This is a genomic window from Yoonia sp. R2-816 (genome assembly GCF_046762905.1).
Taxonomy (GTDB): Bacteria; Pseudomonadota; Alphaproteobacteria; order Rhodobacterales; family Rhodobacteraceae; genus Yoonia.
The window spans coordinates 21,190-44,937 of record NZ_JBKQXN010000329.1 but is presented as its reverse complement, the minus strand read 5'-3'; the positions used below and the strand labels follow the sequence as shown (position 1 = coordinate 44,937).

The 23,748-nt window shown below is 57.9% G+C and carries 21 protein-coding genes; 16 read left to right on the top strand and 5 right to left on the bottom strand.

Annotated elements, in window-relative coordinates:
• Nucleotides 1–15: 15 nt before the first annotated feature.
• Entirely contained in the window at nt 16–999 is a 984-nt protein-coding gene (locus tag ACFWW2_RS24095) for a glycosyltransferase (protein WP_393932714.1), read from the bottom strand.
• A gap of 143 nt (nt 1,000–1,142) precedes the next feature.
• On the opposite strand from ACFWW2_RS24095, the gene ACFWW2_RS24090 reads away from it, so the two are divergent.
• The 6 genes from ACFWW2_RS24090 (at nt 1,143) to ACFWW2_RS24065 (ending at nt 7,384) form a co-directional block, all read left to right on the top strand.
• Entirely contained in the window at nt 1,143–2,726 is a 1,584-nt protein-coding gene (locus ACFWW2_RS24090) for a hypothetical protein (RefSeq protein WP_393932712.1), read from the top strand.
• Between the two features lie 147 nt (nt 2,727–2,873).
• Complete coding sequence (locus ACFWW2_RS24085) at nt 2,874–3,992, top strand: ABC transporter substrate-binding protein (RefSeq protein WP_393933150.1); 1,119 nt, start codon at nt 2,874–2,876, stop codon at nt 3,990–3,992.
• A 63-nt stretch (nt 3,993–4,055) separates the two neighbouring features.
• Complete coding sequence (locus tag ACFWW2_RS24080; protein WP_393932710.1) at nt 4,056–4,976, top strand: branched-chain amino acid ABC transporter permease; 921 nt, start codon at nt 4,056–4,058, stop codon at nt 4,974–4,976.
• Nucleotides 4,973–5,956, top strand: coding sequence for a branched-chain amino acid ABC transporter permease (locus ACFWW2_RS24075; RefSeq protein WP_393932708.1), 984 nt, complete (start codon nt 4,973–4,975; stop codon nt 5,954–5,956). Before ACFWW2_RS24080 ends, ACFWW2_RS24075 begins: the two co-directional genes overlap by 4 nt.
• Nucleotides 5,949–6,698: an ABC transporter ATP-binding protein gene (locus ACFWW2_RS24070; protein ID WP_393932706.1), complete on the top strand. Its 750-nt coding sequence runs from the start codon at nt 5,949–5,951 to the stop codon at nt 6,696–6,698. Before ACFWW2_RS24075 ends, ACFWW2_RS24070 begins: the two co-directional genes overlap by 8 nt.
• Complete coding sequence (locus tag ACFWW2_RS24065) at nt 6,695–7,384, top strand: ABC transporter ATP-binding protein (RefSeq protein ID WP_393933148.1); 690 nt, start codon at nt 6,695–6,697, stop codon at nt 7,382–7,384. The genes ACFWW2_RS24070 and ACFWW2_RS24065 overlap by 4 nt, the downstream gene beginning before the upstream one ends.
• On the opposite strand, the gene ACFWW2_RS24060 is transcribed toward ACFWW2_RS24065, so the two are convergent.
• Both ACFWW2_RS24060 and ACFWW2_RS24055 read right to left on the bottom strand, forming a co-directional pair.
• Nucleotides 7,381–7,932 carry an ActR/PrrA/RegA family redox response regulator transcription factor gene (locus ACFWW2_RS24060; RefSeq protein WP_393932704.1) on the bottom strand — a complete coding sequence of 184 codons (552 nt, stop codon included), beginning with the start codon at nt 7,930–7,932 and terminating at the stop codon, nt 7,381–7,383. The two genes, ACFWW2_RS24065 and ACFWW2_RS24060, sit on opposite strands and share 4 nt — an antisense overlap.
• A 59-nt stretch (nt 7,933–7,991) precedes the next feature.
• The gene (locus ACFWW2_RS24055; RefSeq protein ID WP_393932702.1) at nt 7,992–8,594 is read right to left on the bottom strand and encodes an SCO family protein; all 603 of its coding nucleotides are present in this window, start codon (nt 8,592–8,594) and stop codon (nt 7,992–7,994) included.
• A 90-nt stretch (nt 8,595–8,684) separates the two neighbouring features.
• Here ACFWW2_RS24055 and regB point away from each other — a divergent pair, with 90 nt between their 5' ends.
• The 8 genes from regB to trxA all read left to right on the top strand — a co-directional run bounded on the left by regB (nt 8,685) and on the right by trxA (nt 20,539).
• A complete protein-coding gene (gene regB, locus ACFWW2_RS24050) occupies nt 8,685–10,094 on the top strand; it encodes a sensor histidine kinase RegB (protein ID WP_393932700.1) in 1,410 nt (469 codons plus the stop codon).
• Between the two features lie 68 nt (nt 10,095–10,162).
• Complete coding sequence (locus ACFWW2_RS24045; protein WP_393932698.1) at nt 10,163–11,758, top strand: PAS-domain containing protein; 1,596 nt, start codon at nt 10,163–10,165, stop codon at nt 11,756–11,758.
• Between the two features lie 40 nt (nt 11,759–11,798).
• Nucleotides 11,799–12,263, top strand: coding sequence for a tRNA (adenosine(37)-N6)-threonylcarbamoyltransferase complex ATPase subunit type 1 TsaE (gene tsaE / locus ACFWW2_RS24040; RefSeq protein WP_393932696.1), 465 nt, complete (start codon nt 11,799–11,801; stop codon nt 12,261–12,263).
• Complete coding sequence (locus ACFWW2_RS24035) at nt 12,256–13,227, top strand: aminoglycoside phosphotransferase family protein (RefSeq protein WP_393932694.1); 972 nt, start codon at nt 12,256–12,258, stop codon at nt 13,225–13,227. The genes tsaE and ACFWW2_RS24035 overlap by 8 nt, the downstream gene beginning before the upstream one ends.
• Nucleotides 13,224–13,895, top strand: a complete 672-nt coding sequence (locus ACFWW2_RS24030) for a nucleotidyltransferase family protein (protein WP_393932692.1) — start codon at nt 13,224–13,226, stop codon at nt 13,893–13,895. The genes ACFWW2_RS24035 and ACFWW2_RS24030 overlap by 4 nt, the downstream gene beginning before the upstream one ends.
• Nucleotides 13,888–16,815, top strand: a complete 2,928-nt coding sequence (addB, locus tag ACFWW2_RS24025; protein WP_393932690.1) for a double-strand break repair protein AddB — start codon at nt 13,888–13,890, stop codon at nt 16,813–16,815. Before ACFWW2_RS24030 ends, addB begins: the two co-directional genes overlap by 8 nt.
• Entirely contained in the window at nt 16,815–20,159 is a 3,345-nt protein-coding gene (gene addA / locus ACFWW2_RS24020; protein ID WP_393932688.1) for a double-strand break repair helicase AddA, read from the top strand. Before addB ends, addA begins: the two co-directional genes overlap by 1 nt.
• A gap of 59 nt (nt 20,160–20,218) precedes the next feature.
• Nucleotides 20,219–20,539 carry a thioredoxin gene (trxA, locus tag ACFWW2_RS24015; protein WP_393932686.1) on the top strand — a complete coding sequence of 107 codons (321 nt, stop codon included), beginning with the start codon at nt 20,219–20,221 and terminating at the stop codon, nt 20,537–20,539.
• A gap of 50 nt (nt 20,540–20,589) precedes the next feature.
• Here the strand turns inward: trxA and ACFWW2_RS24010 are convergent, their stop codons facing one another.
• Entirely contained in the window at nt 20,590–21,507 is a 918-nt protein-coding gene (locus ACFWW2_RS24010) for a hypothetical protein (RefSeq protein ID WP_393932684.1), read from the bottom strand.
• A 101-nt stretch (nt 21,508–21,608) separates the two neighbouring features.
• Here ACFWW2_RS24010 and hslV point away from each other — a divergent pair, with 101 nt between their 5' ends.
• Nucleotides 21,609–22,166: an ATP-dependent protease subunit HslV gene (gene hslV, locus ACFWW2_RS24005; RefSeq protein ID WP_393932682.1), complete on the top strand. Its 558-nt coding sequence runs from the start codon at nt 21,609–21,611 to the stop codon at nt 22,164–22,166.
• On the opposite strand, the gene ACFWW2_RS24000 is transcribed toward hslV, so the two are convergent.
• The gene (locus tag ACFWW2_RS24000) at nt 22,156–22,521 is read right to left on the bottom strand and encodes a DM13 domain-containing protein (protein WP_393932680.1); all 366 of its coding nucleotides are present in this window, start codon (nt 22,519–22,521) and stop codon (nt 22,156–22,158) included. The two genes, hslV and ACFWW2_RS24000, sit on opposite strands and share 11 nt — an antisense overlap.
• Before the next feature lie 163 nt (nt 22,522–22,684).
• Between ACFWW2_RS24000 and ACFWW2_RS23995 the strand changes: the two genes are divergently transcribed.
• A complete protein-coding gene (locus ACFWW2_RS23995) occupies nt 22,685–23,743 on the top strand; it encodes a hypothetical protein (protein WP_393932678.1) in 1,059 nt (352 codons plus the stop codon).
• The last annotated feature ends 5 nt before the right edge of the window (nt 23,744–23,748 follow it).

Genomic DNA, 23,748 nt, shown 5'->3' with positions numbered 1-23,748 from the left:
ATCATCCTCAAAAAGCTACTTGTACTCAATAATCCGCATCTCTGAACCGCGGTGCTTGCGCTGGTAATACTGTATGAACCCGATCAGGTTCGGAAATTTTGACAACACCATGAACAAAGCATGGTGCATCGCCGGACCGACGGTCTTTCCTGCTCTGATAAGGCTCATCGTTGTTTTTGCAAATGACGCCAAATAGATCAAAGCGGCAACCGTTACCAACGGCCACCAGACCAATAGACCCACAACCGAAAGCAAAGGAAGTACGACGGCATAAAACAGGACACGCCGCCGCGGGGCCGCAAAATACCCCTTGTGCATGTCGCCAACCTGCGCAAACCCGTGTCCGGCCCTGACCGCGCGCTTCCACCATTGGCCAAAGCGATAGATCGCAGCATCATGCCGGGTCATTTCCCGTGGCAGGCGAAGCAACTTCCATCCCGCAGCACCAATGCGAATGCAAAACTCATCATCCTCTGCGGCAATCACGGTATCATTGAACCCGCCAATCTGATCGTAGGCGGCACGACGCACCATCATATCACCGCCACATGCTTCGATGGGCCCCGCCGGGGCGCGCCATTCATCGTGACAGATTGCGTTATAAACGGTTTCATCCGGCTTGATCTCGGATCGCCAGCCGGTGACAACACCGAGTTTTTCGTCATCTTGCAATGTCGCCGCCGCCTCAGCCAGCCATCCCTCGACAACCTCGCAATCTCCGTCAACAAATTGAACAAAATCCAATTCCGGGTGCAGGCTGACAAGCTTCTCATAGCCAGCATTCCGCGCACGAGCCGCGGTAAAGGGAATAGACATATCCAGATCGACAATCGGAACACCCATCTTGTCCACAAACGCGACGCTGTCATCACTGGACCCTGAATCGACATAGACGGCCGGGACATCTTCACCAACAACGGATCTCAGACATCGCTTCAGGCGTTCGCCTTCGTTGCGCCCGATGGCCACAACGCCAGTAATCGGAGAGGTCTTTGTCATCGCGGGGTCCATAGCGATGATTCATGATCAAGCCAACAGATTTGTGCCGGTTTCGTTTTCAGGCTGACACCGGTATGCGTGGCAAACATAGTGTTGAAGTCTTTTCACTGGCCACGTCTATCACAAAGATGGTTTAAACCCTCATGCCCAACATTATTGCGCATATTGTCTTTTATTCCTGGCCGTTGGTTGTTTTTGTCATCTTCCGCAAGCAACCACTGGTGCCGGCGTTGATGTGGTCAATGGTGCTGGGTTATCTCTTTCTGCCCGCACGTATGGGGTTTGACCTTCCCGCTATTCCGACCATCACAAAATTCGAACTGACGTCGCTGTCGGTCGCCATCATGTGCTGGCTAAAGTTACGGCAGGAAAAACAGGCCAACCGGTGGAACGACACAGCCACAACGTCGACAAGCGAAGCCAAACCGGTCAGGAAATCACGAGGCAGGATCATCCTGATGCTGGTCTACGCCATGATTTTGATGGCCCCAGTGCTGACAGTGCTGACAAACAGCGATCCGATCTTTGCCGGTCCCTTGGTTCTGCCCGGCCTGCGACCCTACGACACCCTTTCGATGCTGGGGTTCACTCTCTTTTTCCTGCTCCCGTTCTGGTTGGGGCGACGATATCTCAGCAGCCCGGAAAGCCACGTGGTTATTCTGAAGGTGCTCTGTATCGCTCTTCTTGGATACTCCCTTCTGGCGTTGTGGGAAGTCCGGATGAGTCCCCAACTCAACCGCACGCTTTACGGCTTCACCGCAAGTTCGTTTCTGCAGCACATGCGGGCCGGGGGTTTTCGTCCACTGGTCTTTCTCGACCACGGGCTGTCGCTCGGCATTTTGCTGTCGATGTGTGTTCTGGCTGCCGGAGCGCTTTGGCGGCATTCTCGCAAGACGGCCACCAACGCGTCTGTTTGGTTGCTCTCTCTTGGTTGGTTGTTGTTTACCTTGGTTCTCGCCAAAAGCGTTGGCGCATTGCTGATCAGCTTGGCCCTTCTGCCCTTTGTGTTCCTCACAAAAACAAGGGGGCAGCTGTTGGTTGCGGCGATACTCGCAGGGGTCGTGATCCTTTATCCCATGCTGCGTGGCGCCGGTTACGTCCCGACCGAGGAAATCCATGAAATCGCCCTCAGTTACAGCGAAGATCGCGCGCAATCTTTGAAGTTCCGGCTCGATAACGAAGATCGATTGCTCGAAAAAGCCAACGAAAAACCGCTCTTCGGCTGGGGGAGTTGGGGGCGTAATATGGTTTACGATATCTATACAGGGCGGAACCTCAGCGTAACGGATGGCGCCTGGATCATCTTCATCGGCACATTCGGTTGGTTTGGCTACATCGCCCGGTTTGGTCTGATCACGATCCCAATCATCCTGTTGGCACTGAACCGGCGACGGTTGGATATCTCGATTGCGACCGCAGGCCTTTCTATTGTCCTTGCCGCCAACCTTGTTGACCTTCTGCCAAACTCATCACTGCGCCCCATCACGCTCCTGATCGCCGGGGCCCTGATGGGACGCTACATTGAGGCTAGCGAAGCGTCCCGGCGCAACGAAGAGCCCGCCGTCAGCATCGTACCCAACGTCGATCCGGTACCGACCGCTGCGCCGGCGCTGAAGGTCAGAAAGCGACGCAAACACCCTATGGACGAGGTGACAGCAACTACCGGGGGCATCAGCCCGCTTCCAGACAATCAGCCCGCCAAAGCCAAGCGTCGGGTGCGGCGATAGTGACCGGCTCGCTAACTCAACCACAACGAAAAACTGCAAAAAACAGTCGCTCTGCCCTTGACCATTTCGATCCAGCAAGCGTTCCATACAGCAAAGAATGAATACCTAGGGGAGTGAACAATAATGATTAAGAAACTTGTAGCTGCGATGGCGCTGTCCGCCATCGGCACAATCAGTCTTGCCGATGGGCATGGCGGCGTCAAAGTCGGGATGATCACCACGCTGTCCGGCGGCGGCGCTGGCCTCGGCATCGACGTCCGTGACGGCTTCATGCTGGCCATTGCCCAGTCAGGCAATGAAAATGTCGAAGTCATCATCGAAGACGACCAGCGCAAACCCGACGTCGCGGTGCAATTGGCTGACAAGATGATCCAGTCCGAAAAAGTGGATGTGCTGACGGGGATTATCTGGTCAAACCTCGCCATGGCAGTTGTGCCGGGCGCTGTCGCGCAAGACAAATTCTACTTGTCACCCAATGCAGGTCCATCCGCTCTTGCCGGGCGTGGATGTCATCCGAACTACTTCAACGTTGCCTGGCAGAACGACAACCTGCACGAGGCTGCGGGCGCTTATGCCAATACGGCCGGCTACAGCAATTCGTTCATTCTCGCGCCCAACTATCCCGCAGGTCAGGACGCGTTAACCGGTTACAAACGCCTCTACGAAGGTGAATTGGCAGGCGAGCTCTTTACCGAACTTGGCCAAACCGACTACGCTTCTGAAATTGCACAAATCCGGGCGTCCGGTGCAGACAGCGTATTCTTCTTCCTGCCTGGCGGCATGGGGATCTCGTTCCTCAAGCAATATGCGGATAGCGGCGTCGATATACCCGTAGTTGGCCCGGCGTTCAGCTTTGACCAGGGTATTCTGCAAGCTGTGGGCGATGCCGCTGTGGGCGTCGTGAACACATCGCAATGGAACAAAGACCTCGACAACCCCGCGAATGTCGCGTTCGTGGAAAGCTTCCAGGCCGAATATGGACGGCTACCATCGCTTTACGCCAGCCAAGGCTTCGACACCGCCAACCTGTTGCTCAGCGCGATGGAAACTGCGGATATCAACGATCAGGATGCGTTCCGGGCTGCTCTACAATCGGCCAATTTCGAAAGCACACGCGGTGACTTTGCGTTCGGGCCGAATAATCACCCCATCCAGAACATCTATGTGCGCGAGGTGATCAAGGAAGGTGACATCTACACCAACAAGATCATTGGCACGGCGCTTGAAAGTCATGGTGACGCATACGCCGCTGAGTGTTCGTTCTAGCAAAGCGATCAGGCTGGGCGGACGACCGGCGTTCCGCCCAGCGCACTGTCACGAGAGATATTCATGTCGCTAATCCTCTTGGCCGAGCAGGTTTTGAACGGCCTGCAATTGGGCGTGATGCTGTTTCTTATGGCAGCCGGGCTTACGCTTGTCTTCGGGGTCATGGGGCTGATCAATCTGGCACACGGATCGCTATTCATGGTTGGGGCTTTTGCGGCTGCAGCCGTGGCCGGGGCCACAGGGTCATTCCTTCTGGCGCTTGCCGCCGCTCTGGCCGCTGCCGCAGCCGCCGGGGCTTTGGTTGAACTTCTGATCATCAGGCGGCTCTATGACCGCGATCACCTTGATCAGGTGCTCGCCACTTTCGCGCTCATCCTCATCTTCTCCGAAGGGACGCGCTGGGTTTTCGGCTCCTTCCCGCTTTATCTCAGCATCCCCGAATACCTGTCAGGTCCCATCACGCTGCCCGGTGGCATCCAATACCCGCTCTATCGCCTGACACTTATTGCAGTGGGCCTCCTCATCGCCGTGGGGCTTTTTCTTCTGATCAGCCGAACCCGGCTCGGCATTCAGATCCGCGCCGGTGAAAACGATCGGGAAATGATCGCAGCACTCGGTGTGGACATCTCAAAGCTTTATACAATCGTGTTCGCGCTGGGCGCAGCGCTCGCTGGGCTGGCCGGGGCACTGGTGGGTGCAATCCAGTCCGTGCAGGTCGGGATGGGCGAACCCGTACTGATCCTCGCCTTTGTCGTCATCGTCATCGGCGGGATCGGATCAATCAAGGGGGCCTTGATAGGGTCCATTCTGGTGGGGCTGACGGACACGCTTGCGGGCGTTCTACTACCACTGCTCTTTAGTCAATTCATGTCGACATCCGCCGCGGCATCAACCGGATCGGCGCTCGCATCCATGCTGATCTACATTCTCATGGCCGTCGTGCTGATCATGAAACCAACAGGTCTTTTCGGGGCACGCGCATGAGCCGCGAAACCCAGATCAACAGCCTGATCATGGTTGGTTTCATCCTTGTCCCGCTTTGGGCATGGATGACCGATGAGCCCTTCATCATCACGCTAACTACGAAAGCTGCCATTCTGGCTCTGGCCGGTATCGGCCTGAACATCGCCCTTGGGCTGGGTGGGCTTGTCAGCCTTGGTCATGCCGCGTTTTTCGGGATCGGTGGCTATGCCATGGGCATTCTGGCCAGCCACGCGCAAAGCTATGATCCTATCCTTGAGACTCCATTTCTGATTGAGGGTACCAAATCCATGATCGTGATCTGGCTAGTGGCCATGATCACCTCAGGTCTCGCGGCACTGGCCATCGGGGCGCTCAGCCTGCGGACATCCGGCGTCTATTTCATCATGATCACCCTCGCATTTGGCCAGATGTTCTTTTTCTTCTCCATCAGCTGGCCTGCCTACGGGGGCGAGGACGGGCTGTCGATCTACGTCCGCAACAACTTTCCCGGCCTGAACACGCTCGACCCGATCCAGTTTTACATCATCGTCTTCGTGATCATGGCGCTCGCGCTGTTGCTGACGGCGCGCCTCGCAAAATCGCCCTTCGGCCTTGCGCTCAACGCCGCGCGCCAATCGGCGACACGGGTCGAAACCATCGGATTATCACCCTACCGGCTGCGTCTTCTGGCGTTCACCCTGTCAGGGATGATCACCGGGCTGGCAGGTGCGCTTTTTGCCGATCTGAACCGTTTCGTCAGCCCAACAATGTTCAGTTGGCAGACAAGTGGCGAAATCATCGTGTTCATCATCTTGGGCGGCACGGCCCGGTTGTTCGGGCCTGTGGTCGGCGCGGCACTTTTCATCCTGCTCGAACATATCCTCGGCGGGCTGTCGGATTTCTGGCACATATACCTCGGCCTTCTGCTTTTGCTGATCGTCCTGTTCGCCCGCGGCGGCATTATCGGCATCCTCGCAGGTCGCGAGGTCGCGCATGACTGATCCTGTTCTGCAGACAATCGGCATCAGCAAGGCATTCGGGGCATTACAGGCCAGCAAGAACGTGACGCTAGATCTGCAGCCCGGCGAAATCCACGCGCTCATCGGGCCGAACGGAGCCGGCAAATCCACCCTGATCCAGCAGATCGCGGGCAATCTGCGACCTGATGATGGTCAGGTCATTCTGGCTGGTGAAAACGTAACCGGCCTGACAACCGCCCAGCGCGCAAGGCGCGGTTTGGCGCGTACATTTCAGATTTCGGCCCTAGCGATGGAAGACACGGTGCTTCAAAACGCTATCCTCGGCGCTTTGGGTGCCAGCGGCAAACCATGGGCCTTCTTTGGTGCAGCGCTGAAACGGCAAGACCTGCGGCAGGTGGCAGAAACCGCACTGGCTCGTGTCGGCTTGTCCGACCATGTCGCCACCCGCACGGCAGAACTGTCACATGGCCAACGCAGGCAACTGGAAGTCGCCGTCGCCCTGACGCTGAAGCCCAAGGCCTTCATCATGGATGAACCCATGGCCGGGCTGGGGACGGAAGGGTCGCAACAGATGACCCAACTACTGCATGAACTTCGGCAAGAGGCACCAATTCTGCTTGTAGAACACGACACGGACGCGGTTTTTGCTCTCGCCGACCGCATTAGCGTACTGGTCTACGGCGAGATCATCGCCACCGGTAGTGTGGACGACATTCGACGCAACCCGAAAGTCCGCGAAGCCTATCTGGGGGAAGAAGACTGATGCTTCTCTCCGTCGAAAACGTCGCCGCCAGCTATGGCGCCTCACAAGCGCTTTTCGATATCTCTTTCTACATCGACGAAGGGCAGGTACTGGCCTTGATGGGCCGCAACGGTATGGGCAAAACGACCACGGTCAAAACCATCTGCCGCCTTCTTCCTGTCACATCGGGAAAAATCCAGTTCGCCGGACAGGATTTGGCACGGCTCCCGGCTCATAAGGCCGCACAGCTTGGGCTTGGTCTGGTTCCCGAAGGACGCAGATGTTTCACCAATCTTACCGTCACCGAAAACCTCACCGCCGCAGCACGCCCAGGCCATTGGGATCAGGGTAAGGTCAATGCCCTTTTCCCACGACTGGCCGAGCGCTGTGAGCAATCCGCAGGTTCTTTGTCAGGTGGTGAACAGCAGATGCTGGCCATTGGGCGAGCGCTGATGACCAACCCGCGCCTTCTGATCCTTGATGAGGCGACAGAGGGTCTCGCGCCGTTGGTGAGACAAGAAATCTGGGCAGCCATCGCCACCTTGAAGCAGGAAACAGGCATGGCCATCCTGGTCATCGACAAATCACTGAAGGAACTGCGACAGATCGCTGACAACGCCGCAATCGTTCAGCGGGGCGAAACCGTCTGGTCAGGCTCGATCAATGATCTCGACACCGACATCACCCATCGCTATATCGGGGTCTAACGCGGGCTGCGCTTGGCTAGAATGCGCTGCAATGTACGGCGATGCATCGACAGACGGCGCGCCGTCTCGGACACGTTCCGATCACAAAGCTCATAAACACGCTGAATATGTTCCCACCGGACGCGATCAGCGCTCATCGGGTTTTCCGGCGGCGGCGGCAACTCATCCGTGCGCGCCAACAGCGCGTTCGTGACATCGGTCGCGTCCGCCGGTTTGGCCAGATAATCGGTGGCCCCGATCTTGACCGCTGCAACCGCGGTGGCGATCGCACCATAACCGGTCAAAACAACAACACGGCTTTCAGGGCGGCGTGCGCGCAGCGTCTCAACCACATCCAGACCGTTTCCATCCTCCAGACGCAGATCGACCACGGCATAAGCAGGCGGGCGGGCCGTCGCAATCGCCTGACCGGCGGCGACGGATCCGGCCATCTCAACCTCAAAACCACGTTTTTCCATCGCCTTCGCCAAACGACGCAGAAACGCCTCATCATCATCGACAAGCAACAGGCTCTTGTCTTCGCCCAGATCCAATGCCTCGGTATTCATGTTCAGCCCTACAGAATTTCTCTTTAGGAACTAGGACTGACCGCTCATGCGTCAACCAATCATGAGGTCTGGACGATACAGGCGGTTCTCTGCGCCACTTCATCTGCGGATGCGGGTCGTTTGAAAATCCCGACAACACCGTTTTGGGGCATGACAAGATAGGTCAGGGTGGAATGGTGCATCAGATAGTATTCCGGATCGTCATCGGCACGTTCATAATAGGCCTGGTAGGCGCCAGCCGCCGCCGCGACCTGCGCGCTCGATCCGGTCAGCCCAATCATCCTTGGGTGAAAACTATCGGTATAGTCTTTCGCAACATCAACAGTATCGCGGGCAGGATCGATCGTGATGAAAACAGGCGTCACGCTCACCCCCTGTTCGGCCAGAATATCCACGGCAGCCGCGTTGCGGGCTAAATCCAGTGGGCAGACATCGGGGCAGAAAGTGTAGCCAAAGTAGATCAGCGCAGGCTCGGTAATCACATCGGCATCGGTAACGGTTCCGCCAGTCTCACTGACCAACTCAAACGGTCCACCGATTGCGGCATCAACCCTGGCCACCCCGCAGGGCCCACCGCCACCATGCCACTGGATCGCGGCAATGGTTCCGCCAACCATGGCAACCATCGCAGCACCGGCCACTATCGCTATCGTCTTGGACAAAGGGCTATACCCTCGCTGATCGGTCGCATTGATCCTATATGCCTGCGGGCCTATCAATGGTCTATCTTGCCGCCCGGTCCCGGAGATCACATGTCCGTATCTGAATTCGAGATGTTCCAGGACCAGCAGCGCAGTAACTGGGTGCGGCTGCGCACGCTTGTTACGCTAAGATGGTTCGCGGCGGCAGGCCAGGCGGTTGCGATTTTCGTCGCCGTGCGCATCTACGGGCTCCAGCTCGAGGTCGGATATGCTGCGATGACCATCGGGGCATCCGTCGTTGCCAACCTTATCTCGATCTTCATCTACCCAGAAAACAAGAGGCTCTCAGAACGCGAGGCCTCGCTCTGGCTGGTTTTTGATATTGTCCAGCTCAGCCTTCTGCTCTTTCTGACAGGGGGGCTGAACAACCCTTTTGCTTTGCTGGTCCTAGCCCCCGTCACAATCGCTGCAACGGTTCTACACCTCAAAAGCACCATATTGCTTGGCCTGACAGCAATCGCGCTGATCACACTGATCAGCCGTTTCAGCCTGCCGATTGAAACCGCAGAAGGGCTCGTATTGTCGCTGCCGGTTCTGTTTCAGTTCGGTTTCTGGGTCGCACTTGTGATCGGCGTCATCTTTCTGGCCATCTACGCCAGACAGGTCACCACTGAAATGCATGCAATGGGCGAAGCACTGGTTGCCACTCAACTTGCGCTCGCCCGGGAACAGAAACTGACAGACCTTGGCGGCGTCATCGCAGCGGCGGCACACGAACTCGGCACACCTCTGGCGACCATCAAACTGGTGGGCAGCGAATTGATGGAAGAACTGGAAAACCACCCCGAGCTGCTCGAAGACGCGGCGTTGATCAGGGATCAGGCTGACCGGTGCCGCGATATTCTGCATTCAATGGGTCGGGCGGGCAAAGACGATCTCCACCTGCGGCACGCTCCACTTGAAACGGTCGTTCGGGAAGCCGCCGAACCACACCTGAACCGTGGAAAAACCGTCGACTTTGACATCGCCCCCGAAGACGGGGCCGAATTGACCCAACCCACAATCGCACGCAGGCCAGAAATCATCCACGGCTTGCGGAACCTGATCCAGAATGCAGTGGATTTCTCGCAAAGCCGGGTGCAGGTCGATGTGCGGTGGTCGGACAGCGAAATCAGCGTCAGGATCTCGGATGACGGGGCCGGGTTCCCGCCCTCTGTGATTGGCCGGATCGGCGACCCCTATGTCCGGCGGCGGCGGGTGAGCGAGGATCGGTCGCACAGGCCCGGTTACGAAGGGATGGGGTTGGGGTTATTCATCGCCAAGACCCTTCTTGAAAGGTCAGGGGCAAAGCTGACATTCAGCAATAGCAGACGTCATGGTCATGCTAGCTGGTCAGGGCAAGCCACCGGTGGGGCGGTCGTCAATGTGCGCTGGGCGCAGTCTGCGCTGCCGCAAATCGACTTTCTAGGTTCGGGGGCACTTGGGGAGAACATACCCAACGATCCCTGGCAAGAGAGTTAATGCCCATTTAACGCGACATTAACCTTCCTCCGAGATTGTGCCGCGAGGTGTAAAAAGGATGGATTGTCATGTTGATGAGTTGGGTAGACTTCCTGTTGGTTGCCATCGCCTCGACAATAGGGGCTGGCGTGCTGTTCTTCGGGCTTTGGCGATATGACCGCGCAATGCAGCCAGCCGATGGACTGGAAAACGACCCCGGCAAAGGCCCTGTTTTTCTGTTTGAAGGCAAGACACTGGTCGATGCCACGCCCGACGCGCTCGGCATGATATCACCCCATATCACCCATATGAGCGAATATGACGCCACGGTGCACGTCCTTGCTCAGCATTTCCCGAAGCTTGGTAAGGTACTTGCCAGTGAACAATGCGGCAGACATCGCGTCGATGATGAAAGCGATGATAACCTTTGGGTCGAAATTGATCGGACCGAAACGCGGCTGCGGCTCAAGGTCAACGGACGTCAACGCAGCGATCTAAACGGACCCTCCGACGTTATAGAACGTGACGTACGCATGTCAGAACTCATGATGCTGCGTGACCTGACACAACACACACCTCAGCTTATCTGGCAAGAGGACCTGTCTGGCAGATTGCTTTGGGCTAATCATGCCTATCTGGCGTTTTGCGATAAACTGCGTCCGGATGATCAAAAGCATACCGATACATGGCCAAACCGGCCACTAATGCCCGATCTTCTCGAAACGTCAGTCGGCAGATCACCGTCCTTGCGGCGGATGTCGGTGACCCTACCCAAACAAAAGGCCGAACAATGGTTCGATGTAACAACCGTCCGGCGCGAAGACAGCCAGCTTCACTTCGCCAATGACGCCAATGCCATCGTGCGGGCCGATCAGGATCGACGCAATTTTGTACAAACTCTGACCAAAACCTTTGCACAACTCTCAATCGGGCTCGCCATTTTCGACAAACGGCGGCAGCTTGCCATGTTCAACCCGGCCTTACTGGATATGACGAACCTGCCAATACAGTTTCTCAGCTCGCGGCCGACGGTAGATGCGGTACTGGACCGGCTACGCGAATCTCGGATGCTGCCCGAGCCAAAGGATTACGCCTCGTGGCGCGAACAATTCACAGCCCTGGAACAGGCAGCCAAGGATGGCAGCTATTCGGAAACATGGAACCTGCCCGACGGACAGACCTACCGTGTCACAGGCCGACCACACCCTGACGGAGCTATCGCCTTTTTGCTGGAAGACATCAGCGCCGAGATTTCGCTGACAAGGCGCTTTCGGTCTGACATCGAAACTGGCCAAGCCGTGCTTGATACGCTCTCTGATGCCATCGCCGTCTTCTCCAGCGCTGGCACCATGGTCATGTCCAACAAGGCATATGCCGACCTCTGGGGGCCGGTGAATGACGAACGGATACAACAACACGAGGTACAAGCCGCCATTCAGACTTGGCAGTCACGTTGCACACCGACACAGATGTGGGCGGATTTGCGCGGTTTCATCCGCAATATCGGGCCTCGCAAGGCGTGGTCTGATACCGCAATCCTCGATGATGGGCGCCAGATCCTTTGCAATGCGACCCCGATCGCGGGCGGTATGACGATGGTCAAATTCAGTATCGCCACCCCGGCGCATCCGATTATCCGCAAACTCACCGAACATGATCCGGCCTTGATGGTGGCAAAACGCTAATTTGGCTTGCAGGTACGACGCCAGACCATAGTCTTTGCGCATGTCAGCGCACCCCATTCACCTTCGCCTCCCGCAAGAGGCTGATACCATCGCCCTTGCCGGACGGATGGCACCGCTACTGCGTTCCGGGGATACACTCCTGCTCAGCGGGCCGATTGGTGCTGGCAAATCAGCCTTCGCACGCGCCCTCATCCGCGCACGGCTTGGCCGGGCAGAGGATGTGCCATCTCCAACTTTCACGCTGGTCCAAACCTATGAACATCCGCGGGGCGACATCTGGCATTGCGACCTCTATCGGCTTACCCACCCTGATGAGGTCTTTGAGCTTGGCCTCGACGAAGCCTTTGAAACGGCGATCTGCCTCATTGAATGGCCTGATCGACTGGGGCCACTTGCCCCGGACAACGCATTGCAGATGGAATTCAAGGCTGGCAAAGATGGGCACGATTTGACAATCAAGATGTCCCCGCAATGGGCAAAGCGACTGAATAACCTGCATGTCTGAGCGTGGCGAGTTGATAACCGGTTTCCTGGCAGAAACGACCTGGGCAAACTGGGGCCGAAACCCGCTTGCCGGTGATGCATCAGCACGGAAATATACGCGACTCGCCCACGACACTCAAAGCGTCATCCTCATGGATGCACCGCCCGAGAACGGTGAAGACACCGGCGCATTCGCCCAAATCGCCAGCTACCTGACGGATCAGGGGCTCTGCCCCCCAGACATCCTCAAACATGATCCCGACAGCGGCCTGATGGTCATATCGGACCTGGGCCCGCACGATTTCGCAAACTGGCTCAGAGCCCACCCGCAAGACACAACCGTGCTTTATACGGCTGCGGCAGACGTGCTGGCAAAACTCCACCGGCAAAAGCCGGATTTTCCGCTCAACCGCCTGACACCCGAAATCGGCGGAGACATGATTGCGCTGCTGAACCCCTACTACACGGACCACCCCGTGACCGAACTGGTCAATACAATGACAGCGGCAATGCGTGAACTGGCACCGGAGCCAGACACAATTGCTCTACGGGACTTCCATGCAGAGAACCTGATCTGGCGCTGCGACCAAAAGGGCGACGCACGGGTCGGCCTGCTGGACTTTCAGGACGCACTGATCGCACCGGCGGGTTACGATCTTGTGTCGCTCCTGCGCGACGTGCGTCGAGATGTGCCAGAATCGCTCAAAACCAAAATCGCGACCTATTTCATGCAAAAGACCGGCCTGGGTCACGATTTTCCCGCCCAGCTCGCCTGCCTTGGCGCCCAGCGCAATCTGCGTATCCTTGGGGTCTTCGCACGTCTGGCAAAGACCCGGAATAAACCACGCTATATCGATCTGCTACCGCGGGTCTGGAACAACCTTCTGCGCGATCTTGGACATCCGGCACTGGCCGACCTGCGTCAGGCGGCACTGACCGCATTACCGGAACCCGACGCCACACATATGCTAAAGCTACGCCAATGAGCTTCCCAATTCTCCTTTTTGCAGCCGGTTTAGGCACCCGCATGAGCGACATGGTCGCGGACAAGCCCAAACCGCTGATCAAGGTTGGTGGCAAGACCCTCATCGACCACGCGCTGGACTTCACCGAGATTGCCCCCATCGGTCAGCGGGTCGTAAACCTGCACTACAAGGCTGATATGATCCGGGACCATCTTGCGGGAACCGATATCCTGTTTTCAGACGAAACCGATCAACTGCTGGAAACCGGGGGTGGGTTGCAAAATGCGCTGCCACTTCTGGGAAATAGTCCAGTGGTCACCATGAACACCGATGCGGTCTGGCACGGGCCTAACCCGCTAGAGATCATCATACAGGCATGGCGTGACGATATGGAGGCGCTTTTGCTCACAGTGCCCCGCAAACAGGTCTCCGGTCACTTGGGCAAAGGGGATTTCTTCCATAATGAAAAAAATCAGCTCTATCGAGGGCCCGGTAACATCTACACCGGCGTCCAGATCATCCGGACCGAAGCCCTGGCAGACATCACTGACACGGTTTTTTCAATGAACATCGTCTGGGATCAGATCGCAGCACGCGGTGGTCTTTACGGTGTCCACTATGATGGACAATGGTGCGATGTTGGCCAGCCCTCCAGCATACCACTGGCCGAGGCGATGCTGCATGTTTGACGCCTCTACCAAACCGCAAATCTTCGGCGCACCCCCCGGCGTGGACTTCGCCCAGGGCCTGGTGGATGGGTTGCTAAGCCGAACCGCCGACTTTGCGCCCGAAGACTTGGCAAGAACCGAAATCTACGTCAACACCAGCCGAATGCAGCGTCGGATCAAAGAAGTATTCGCCGCAGGCCCGGCGAAACTACTGCCCCGGCTCAGACTAATCACCGATTTGTCCACGGATCCCGTTTCGGTCGATATCCCGCCCCCGGTATCGCCCTTGCGGCGCAGACTGGAACTGTCGCAATTCGTCGCCAAGCTGCTGGAACAACAGCCCGACCTCGCTCCGCGCGCGGCACTTTACGACCTGTCGGACAGCCTCGCCAACTTGATGGACGAAATGCATGGTGAAGGCGTTGACCCCGGAACCATCGCTAATCTGGATGTGTCTGATCAATCCGGGCACTGGGACCGGGCGTTGCGGTTCCTGCGGATAATCACCCCGTTTTTCGGTGACAAGACGGATGCGCCCGACAAAGAGGCGCGACAACGGGCGGTCATCACCGCATTGGCCGCCCGCTGGAACGCGCAACCCCCCCCGCATCCCATCATCATTGCAGGCTCAACAGGCTCGCGCGGGTCAACTGCACTTTTCATGCAAGCCGTCTCCAAACTCCCGCAAGGGGCAATAATCCTTCCGGGTTATGACTTTGATCTTCCCGGCGCGGTCTGGGAAAGCATGGATAACCCCATAACCTCGGAGGATCATCCGCAATACCGTTTCTACAAACTTATGAACCTGATCGGGTTCCGGCACAGCGATGTCCGTCCATGGTCGTCCCAAGCACCCGTTCATCCCGAACGCAATCGCCTTGTCTCCTTGTCCTTGCGCCCTGCACCTGTGACAAGCCAGTGGCTAGATGAAGGGCCACGCCTTGGCGATCTGATCACTCCGACCAACAATTTGACACTCGTCGAAGCATCATCACCCCGGGCCGAGGCCGAGACAATCGCGCTGCGCCTGCGACAGGCCGTGGACGAAGGGATCACTGCCGCGCTCATCTCGCCTGACCGGATGCTGACGCGACAGGTTGCAGCCGCGCTCGACCGATGGAACATCACACCCGACGACAGCGCCGGTACACCGCTGGCCCTCTCCCCGCCGGGTCGTTTTCTGCGCCATGTCGCCGATATACTGGGCGAACCGCTGACCGGCGAAACACTCCTCACAATCCTCAAACACCCGCTTTGTCACTCAAACCGGGACGATCGCGGGGACCACCTGCGCCACACCCGTGAACTCGAACTACATTTGCGCCGATATGGCCCCCCCTTTCCAGACGCCAAAACCTTTCGGAACTGGGCCAATAAAGACGAGAACAGGAAACCATGGGCCGACTGGCTCACGACCCTGTTCGGCGCATATGGCAGCGACAAAGCTCTACCGCTTAGCAAACACATTGAAACCCATTTAAAACTGGCAGAACAGCTCTGCGCTGGTCCAGACAATACCGGCACGGGTGGGCTTTGGGACGAGGCCGCTGGCCGCGAAGCACGCCGCATCTGCGACATGCTGATCCAGGATGCAGATGCCGGCGGCACCATGCGCACCGCCGACTACACCACCCTGTTCAACGCAATTCTTGCCGATGGCGTGGTTCGCGACCGTGACGCAGGTCATCCCAATATCCTGTTCTGGGGCACGCTCGAGGCGCGGGTGCAAGGTGTCGATCTGACAATCCTAGGCGGCATGAATGATGGGGTCTGGCCAGAGGCACCGCCTCCCGACCCATGGCTGAACCGCAAGATGCGGGCTGATGCGGGTCTGTTGCTGCCAGAACGGCGGATCGGCCTGTCGGCTCATGATTATCAGCAGGCCATCGCCGGAAAGGAAGTCTGGATCACCCGTGCGAAACGATCTGCTGATGCCGAAACCGTGCCCTCGCGGTGGGTGAACCGGCTGACAAACCTTTTGGGCGGGCTGACAAACCAGAACGGGCCCGCGGCTTTGCGCGAGATGCGGGCGCGAGGCGACCAATGGGCTGACATGGCCGCCAAACTCGCCGAACCCACCCAAAGCGTGGCAGGCGCAAAACGACCATCACCATGCCCCCCCGTCAGGGCCAGACCAAAGCAACTTTCGGTCACCCAAATCAAGACACTGATCCGCGATCCGTTTGCGATTTATGCCCGCAAAACCTTGCGCCTTGATCCTCTGGATCCGCTTGTCCCGACAGCCGATGCGCCGCTCCGCGGGATCATCGTTCACGGGATTTTGGAGGAATTCATCGCCAAACAGCACGACCCGACGGATCGAGAGGCGCTGATGCAGATCACGCGCGCGCATTTCGAAAAACACTGTCCGTGGCCAACGATCAGGGCGCAATGGATCGCACGAATGGACCGGATCGCCGACAGGTTCCTGAGCGATGAGGCCGAAAGACAGGCCAAAGCAGTTCGACAATTGACAGAACTGAAGGGCACAATCGTCGTCCCGAATGTTCAGGTATCCCTGACTTGTAAAGCCGACAGGATCGACCTGACCGATGACGATCAGGCACTAATCTACGACTATAAGACCGGGGTCGCTCCAACCGGGCCACAGCAGGAAAAATTCGATAAACAATTGCTGCTGGAGGCAGCGATGCTCGAACGGGGCGCGTTCAATGCACTTGGGCGCAAAACGGCGAAATCGGCTGCCTTCCTCGGCATCAACCCCGACATGAAAGTCAGAGAAGCACCATTTGACAAACAATCACCAGATCAGGTCTGGGCAGATCTCGAAACGCTTTTCGCCAACTGGCAAAACCTGCAGCGCGGCTATACCGCCCGCCTCGCCCTGTTCTCCAAAACCGATATCAGCCCCTATGATCACCTCGCCCGCTTTGGCGAATGGGACACCAGCGATACCCCGCATCCCGAGGTTCTGACGTGATGCGCAATCCGGCATCACAGCGGCAAGTCGATGCCGCCGATCCACATAATTCGACCTGGCTGTCGGCCAATGCAGGTTCCGGCAAAACCCGCGTTCTGACCGACAGGGTCGCGCGCCTTTTGCTCGAAGGTGTCTCGCCCCAGAACATCCTCTGCCTGACCTATACCAAGGCCGCGGCGGCAGAGATGCAAAACCGGCTTTTCAAGCGGCTCGGTGCATGGGCGATGATGGCCGACGACGCGCTTCGGAACGATCTCAAAGACCTTGGGGTTGATCGGACAATCGACGCGACCCAACTCCGCGACGCACGCACGCTTTTCGCCCGCGCCATCGAAACGCCAGGTGGCCTGAAAATCCAGACGATCCATTCGTTCTGCGCCGGTGTCCTGCGACGCTTCCCGCTTGAGGCCGGGGTGAGCCCGCAATTCCGCGAAATGGAAGATCGCGCGGCTGAATTGCTGCGCGCCGATGTGATGGATCAGATGGTCGGCGGCGACGATGCACATCTACTTCACGATCTGCTGACCCATTTCTCAGGCGATGATCTGGGTCAGCTCACAGCCGAAATCGCATCAAAACGCGCATTCTTTGAGAAAGATCTGGACGAAGCCGCACTGCGAGAGACGCTTGATCTACACCCGGGGCTGACGCTCGACATGCTGATGGAACACACCTTGTCAGACACCGATCTGGCGCGGGTCAAATCGCTACGCGCCATTTGTCACACCGGCAGCACGAATGATCAAAAGGCCGCGACCAAGCTCGATGGTCTGTCCACCGGCGATCAGCCAACACTGTCAGACCTCGCACTTCTGGAAAACGTGTTCCTGACCGGTGAAAAGGCCGCGACACCTTTTGGTGCCAAGGTTGGTTCTTTCCCTACCAAGGCATTGCGGGAAAGCCACCCCGATCTGATGGCGGAGATTGAGGCGTTGATGATCCGCGTGCAGGATGCACGCAACGACAGGCTGGCGCTCGTCGCACTGACCCGGACAAAGGCGATCCACGCTTTCGGCGCGGCATTTATTCCCGCTTACGAAGCACGCAAACTCAAAATGGGCGCGCTTGATTTCGACGACCTGATCCGCAAAACACAAGCGCTCCTGACAGACCGCGATGTGGCGCAATGGGTGCTGTTCCGGCTTGATGGCGGAATTGATCACGTTCTGGTGGATGAAGCCCAAGACACAAGCCCGACCCAATGGGCGGTTATCGAACGACTAACGCAGGAATTCGCAGCAGGCGAGGGTGCGCAACCCGAACGCAAACGCACAATCTTTGTCGTCGGCGACAAGAAACAGTCCATCTACTCTTTCCAGGGTGCTGATCCGGCAGCCTTCGACAAAATGAAATCCCTGTTTTCCGACGCACATGCGGCAGCGGCAAAACCGTTCGAAGAAACCTCGCTCGACCATTCTTTCCGTTCATCACAGGCCATTCTGTCCGTCGTCGATGAAACCTTCGTGCGGGACCGGGCGACCGGCATGGATGACCGGCTCACCCATATCGCCTTCAAGGAAAACATGCCGGGCCGCGTCGATCTTTGGCCAGTGATCGAAAAGTCGGAAAAAGACGATACGCGCAACTGGTACGATCCTGTCGATGAACCCAGCGAAACCGACCATACCGTCCTGATGGCCAACCGCGTGGCCGATCAGATCAAGCACATGATCGCCAGTGAAACGATCCCGGTCGAGATCGGCGACAGCGGTACCTATCAAAAGCGGCCCATTACCGAAGGTGACTTTCTGATCCTTGTCCAGCGCCGGTCAGACCTGTTTGCCGAAATCATTCGCGCCTGCAAAAAGGCCGGGCTCAGCATCGCCGGGGCCGACAGGCTGCGCGTCGGTGCCGAACTCGCGGTCAAGGATCTGGCAGCACTCCTTAACTTCCTTGCCTTGCCAGAGGATGACCTGTCGCTGGCCGCCGCCTTGCGATCACCGCTGTTCAGCTGGTCCGAACAGGATCTCTTCACACTCGCCCATCATCGCCCGGACAAGGGTTTTCTCTGGCCTGCACTGCGCGATGCAGACCATCCCGGAACGCTGAGCATCCTGAACGATCTGCGCAGTGCTGCTGATTTCCTGCGCCCTTACGACCTGATCGCGCGCATCCTGACCCGGCACGACGGTCGGCGCAAACTGCTGGCACGTCTCGGGCCAGAGGCCGAAGACGGCATTGACGCACTCCTCACGCAGGCGCTCGCCTACGAAAGCACCGGCGTCCCCAGCCTGACCGGCTTTCTGGCTTGGATGCAAACCGACGATCTGGAAATCAAACGACAGATGGACAATCAGGGTGACCGCATCCGGGTGATGACCGTGCATGGGGCCAAAGGGCTGGAAGCCCCCATTGTGATCCTGCCAGACACCGCAAAGCGCCCCATCCGCATCAATGACGAACTGCTGCCAGCGGGCGATCAGCTCATCTGGAAAACACCTGCTCCGGAATCCGCGCCCGCGGTCAACACCCTGCGCGATCAGGTCATCGCGCGTCAGGCACAGGAACGGCTGCGGCTGCTCTACGTCGCCATGACCCGCGCGGAAAAATGGCTGATCGTCGGGGCCGCCGGTGACGTGGGCGAAGGCGATGCCAGCTGGTACAACATCGTCGCGGACGGCATGCAGCAGCGCGGCGATATTGATGCCAAATCCGGTGATCTGGAAATCAAACGTGTCGCGCATCTCGACTGGGACGCCCCCGATCTGATCACCCAAACAACCACCCAGAAGTCAGAAGTCAGTATTCCCGGTTTTGGCCCAGCACCAAAGGCCATCAGCACAAAACCCGTCTCCCCCTCAGACCTGTCGGGGGCCAAGATCATGCCGGGTGATCCCGGCGGTGATGATCAGGACGCCGCAAAGGAACGCGGGACGCGAATCCACTCGCTGCTCGAACACTTACCCCTCGCACTGCCAGAAAACCGCATGGCCCTTGGGCAGCGCCTGATCGGACCAAATGACGATGAGCTGATCACAGAGGTCGTGACGCTGCTCGCCACGCCCGGGCTCTCGCATCTATGGGACAACGCCGCCCTGACCGAAGTTGATATCACCGCTGATATCCCGCCAATCGGGCGTGTCCTTGGTGCCATCGACCGGCTGATTATCAGGCCGGACAGCATCCTGGCTGTCGACTACAAATCAAACCGGCTCGTCCCGGATCAGCCCGCACAAACCCCGCTTGGCCTGTTGCGGCAAATGGCGGCCTATCACGCGGCGCTGACCCAGACCTACCCCAACCGCAATATCGAAATCGCCATCCTCTGGACCCAGACCGCCAAACTCATGCCGCTCCCACCCGACCTGCTTCACGAAGCACTGAACTCTGTTACTGTTGCTTGACCCCGGACGGTTGGCTGCCTACCTTCAGCGTCCAATGTTTTTCGCCAAGGAGTGACCTGATGGCAACCGTAGCCGTAACCGACGCAACCTTTGACGCCGAAGTGCGCCAGTCCGATATCCCAGTCGTGGTCGACTTCTGGGCAGAATGGTGCGGCCCCTGCAAGCAGATCGGCCCAGCCCTGGAAGAGCTGTCAGCCGAGATGGAAGGCAAGGTCAAAATCGTCAAAGTGAACGTTGACGAAAACCCGAATTCCCCGGCCCAGATGGGCGTACGCGGCATTCCAGCGCTCTTCATGTTCAAAGGCGGCGAAGTAGTCTCCAACAAAACCGGCGCGGCACCAAAAGCAGCGCTGCAAAGCTGGATCGAAGAATCCGCTTAAGATCTGCCAAGGTCGGAAAATCGGGCGCCCAACAGGGCGCCCTTTTCATTTCAAACTGGCCACCCATGACCCTTTAAGACCTCTTTGATCCGTGTCGTCGCCTCGGGCCTGCCAGCGTTGATCGCTTCGTGCTGCAAGAACCAGTGCAAATATGCAGCATAGTCAGGGGCATGATCCTCTACTGCTGCAAATGCCTTTGCCACGCCCAACTGACCCACATTCAACGCGATGTGATGGAAATCAATCTGGCCAAACAGGATCAGCGGTTTTTCAAAAAAATACCCCCTGAACCCAATGCTCGAACTCTGCGTCACCACGTAGTCGCAATTCTGCAAATACCGCTCCGACCCGCCCTCCAGCGCATAAAGGCGTTCATGCTGATCCAGCAACTGCTCCAGCGCCTTCTGTTCTTCCAAAGTGTAAACCTCGGTCGGATGCAGGGTCAGGATAATATGCCTGTTCGGCTCGTGCTTCAGCACCGCTTTGATCATCTCTATTGGGCTGCAGAACTGAAACGAACGGTGTGCGATCAACCGGCCCTGCAACGGCACCAGCACGAACCCGTCCTGGCGAATATCCTTGGACACATCGTTCAACAAACGGTTGCGCCAGAACCGCTGAAAATTGGCCGCCTTCCTGGCATCCACCTTTGACGGATCGAAAGACGTGCGCGCAACTGGCCAATCCCATCGCTTGCCATGCTTTTCAATGTGCCAAAACGGATAAAGATACGTCTTGCGAAACGTCAGATCACGCGCATTTACCGGCTCATCCATGAAAAACATGCCCCGGCCGGGACGGGACATCGCACGCAATCGTGCGACCTCATCGTCACCGTCATAAGCCACTGTCAAACCGGCCTCAGCCAGCACCGCGCTCACCTTATCAATGAAATTATGATGCCCGGCCTTCGCCTGCTTGCGCAACTTGGGGTGCAAATAAAACGTGACTGTCTGCGCATCGCTCATGGGCGGACGCTAGCGGTTCAGCAATACCCGAACAAGACGCCACGGGGTTGTCTGCCTGCACCCCACCCGCCATATATGCCCGAACAGTGATGGAGCAGATGATGGCAAAAGAAGAATTCCCCGGATGGCACGGCACAACCATCATCGGCGTACGCAAAGGCGGGAAGGTCGTCATCGCCGGTGACGGTCAGGTCAGCCTCGGTCAGACCGTGATCAAGGGAACCGCACGCAAGGTCCGACGCCTTTCACCCGGCGGCACCGATGTGATCGCCGGTTTCGCCGGGTCCACCGCCGACGCCTTCACCCTGCTCGAACGGCTGGAGAAAAAGTTGGAGGCAACACCCGGCCAACTCGCCCGCGCCTCTGTTGAGCTGGCCAAGGACTGGCGCACAGACAAATACCTGCAAAAGCTCGAGGCGATGCTGATCGTCAGCGATGGCAAGGAACTCTTCGTCATCACCGGGGCAGGCGATGTGCTGGAACCCGAACACGATGTCACCGCCATCGGATCAGGCGGCAACTATGCGCTCGCCGCCGGACGGGCGATGATGGACACCGATCTTGACGCCGAAACCATCGCCAGACAGGCGATGGCCATTGCCGCCGATATCTGCGTTTACACCAATGGCAACCTGACGGTCGAAACGGTCAGCCAATAGGTGCTACGCCAAGGCCCACATTGAACCGCTCGCACCAGATCCAGACCTCGTTATAGTCATCGCTGTTGATACCTTCCGGCACGGTATAGCTGGACGCACCCGCATCACTGGCAAGCGGGGCCATGATCGTGGCGGGATCATATGTGCCATCCTTGCCCAGCGCGACCTTAGGATCGGGCGCACCGTCAAAGGTGAAATCGTCCAGAAGGTTCACCTCGGTCCCGGCAATCTCTGCCGTTCCGGTCACGACATGATTATTCACCCCGGCAAACGTGCCAAGACGCCCATGGCCACCGGCGATCAAGGGTGTTGCAGTGGTTGCCAAAGCAGCAACAAGGAATGCGCGTCTGTCCATATCGAACCTCCTCCGGGTTGGGTGCGGCCACACTACGCCCAAGCGGACACCAGACAATCGGCTGCACGCATTTGTGAAGCACTGCAATTTCAGGCAAAAGGCGGAACAGGCCCTTGGACTTGGGCAAGGCACACCCTAGGTTTGGCCAAACCAGAGGAACCAGATGATCGAACGTGATGACCTTCGGGCGGCAGTAAGCAGCGGGCTTTTGACCGAAAAACAGGCCGCCACCCTGATCAGCTTTGCCGACAGCAGGCGCGGCGCACGCGAAAATCTGGCCATCGGCGACGAACCGTTCGAGCTGTTCAAAGGCTTCAACGAGATTTTCATCGTCATCGGCCTGATCATCCTTGCCACCGGCTGGTACGGGGTGACCGGCCTGTCCTTGGGAACCGAAATCGTCAATCTCCAGACCTATGCCGTGATGGTCACCAGCATCGGCACCGTCGTGCTGTGGTTGTTGTCCGAATACTTTGTCCGCCACCGGCGCATGGTCGCGCCGGCCATCGCGCTTTCCATGATGTTCGCGGGCAATGCGGCCTTCGGGTTCGTCGCTGGTATGGCGCAACTTTTCATGCTCGGGCAGGGTGATCTTTCCAGCGTGCCGCTACCGCTCCTGCTCGCCACCGGATCACTGGTTGTCTATTGGTGGCGGTTCCGGGTGCCTTTCGCCATGGCCATGATCGCCATCGGGCTGTTCGTGACAACAATCGTCTTCACCGCGGCGCAAGGGGGTGAAATCCGCGACCCAAGTGACCTGTTCCTGCTATCGGCCGACGGTCCCTTTGCCTGGATCACACTCGCGCTCGGCCTTGCTGTCTTTGCCGTCGCCATGATCTTCGACATGAGCGATCCGCACAGAGTCACCCGCCGATCCGCCAATGGGTTCTGGCTGCATGTCGTCGCGGCACCAGCCCTGATCAACACAATCGCCCTTTCGGCCATGGAACAGGACGCCTTTGGGGTCCTGCTTTGGATACTCGGGTTTTTCGCCCTCGTCGCGATTATCATCGACCGGCGCTCATTCCTTATCACTGCCATCGGCTATGTGGTGGCCGTCACCGCCACTGTCTTTGATGGCAGCGGCATCGCCATGACCGTTCTGATCCTCGGGGTCGGCCTGCTTCTTCTTGGCGCGCTCTGGGAACAGATCCGCGCGACCATCCTACACCTTCTCGGCGGCGTCCTGCCTTTGGACAAACTGCCGCCCTCGCATGCATAAGGACC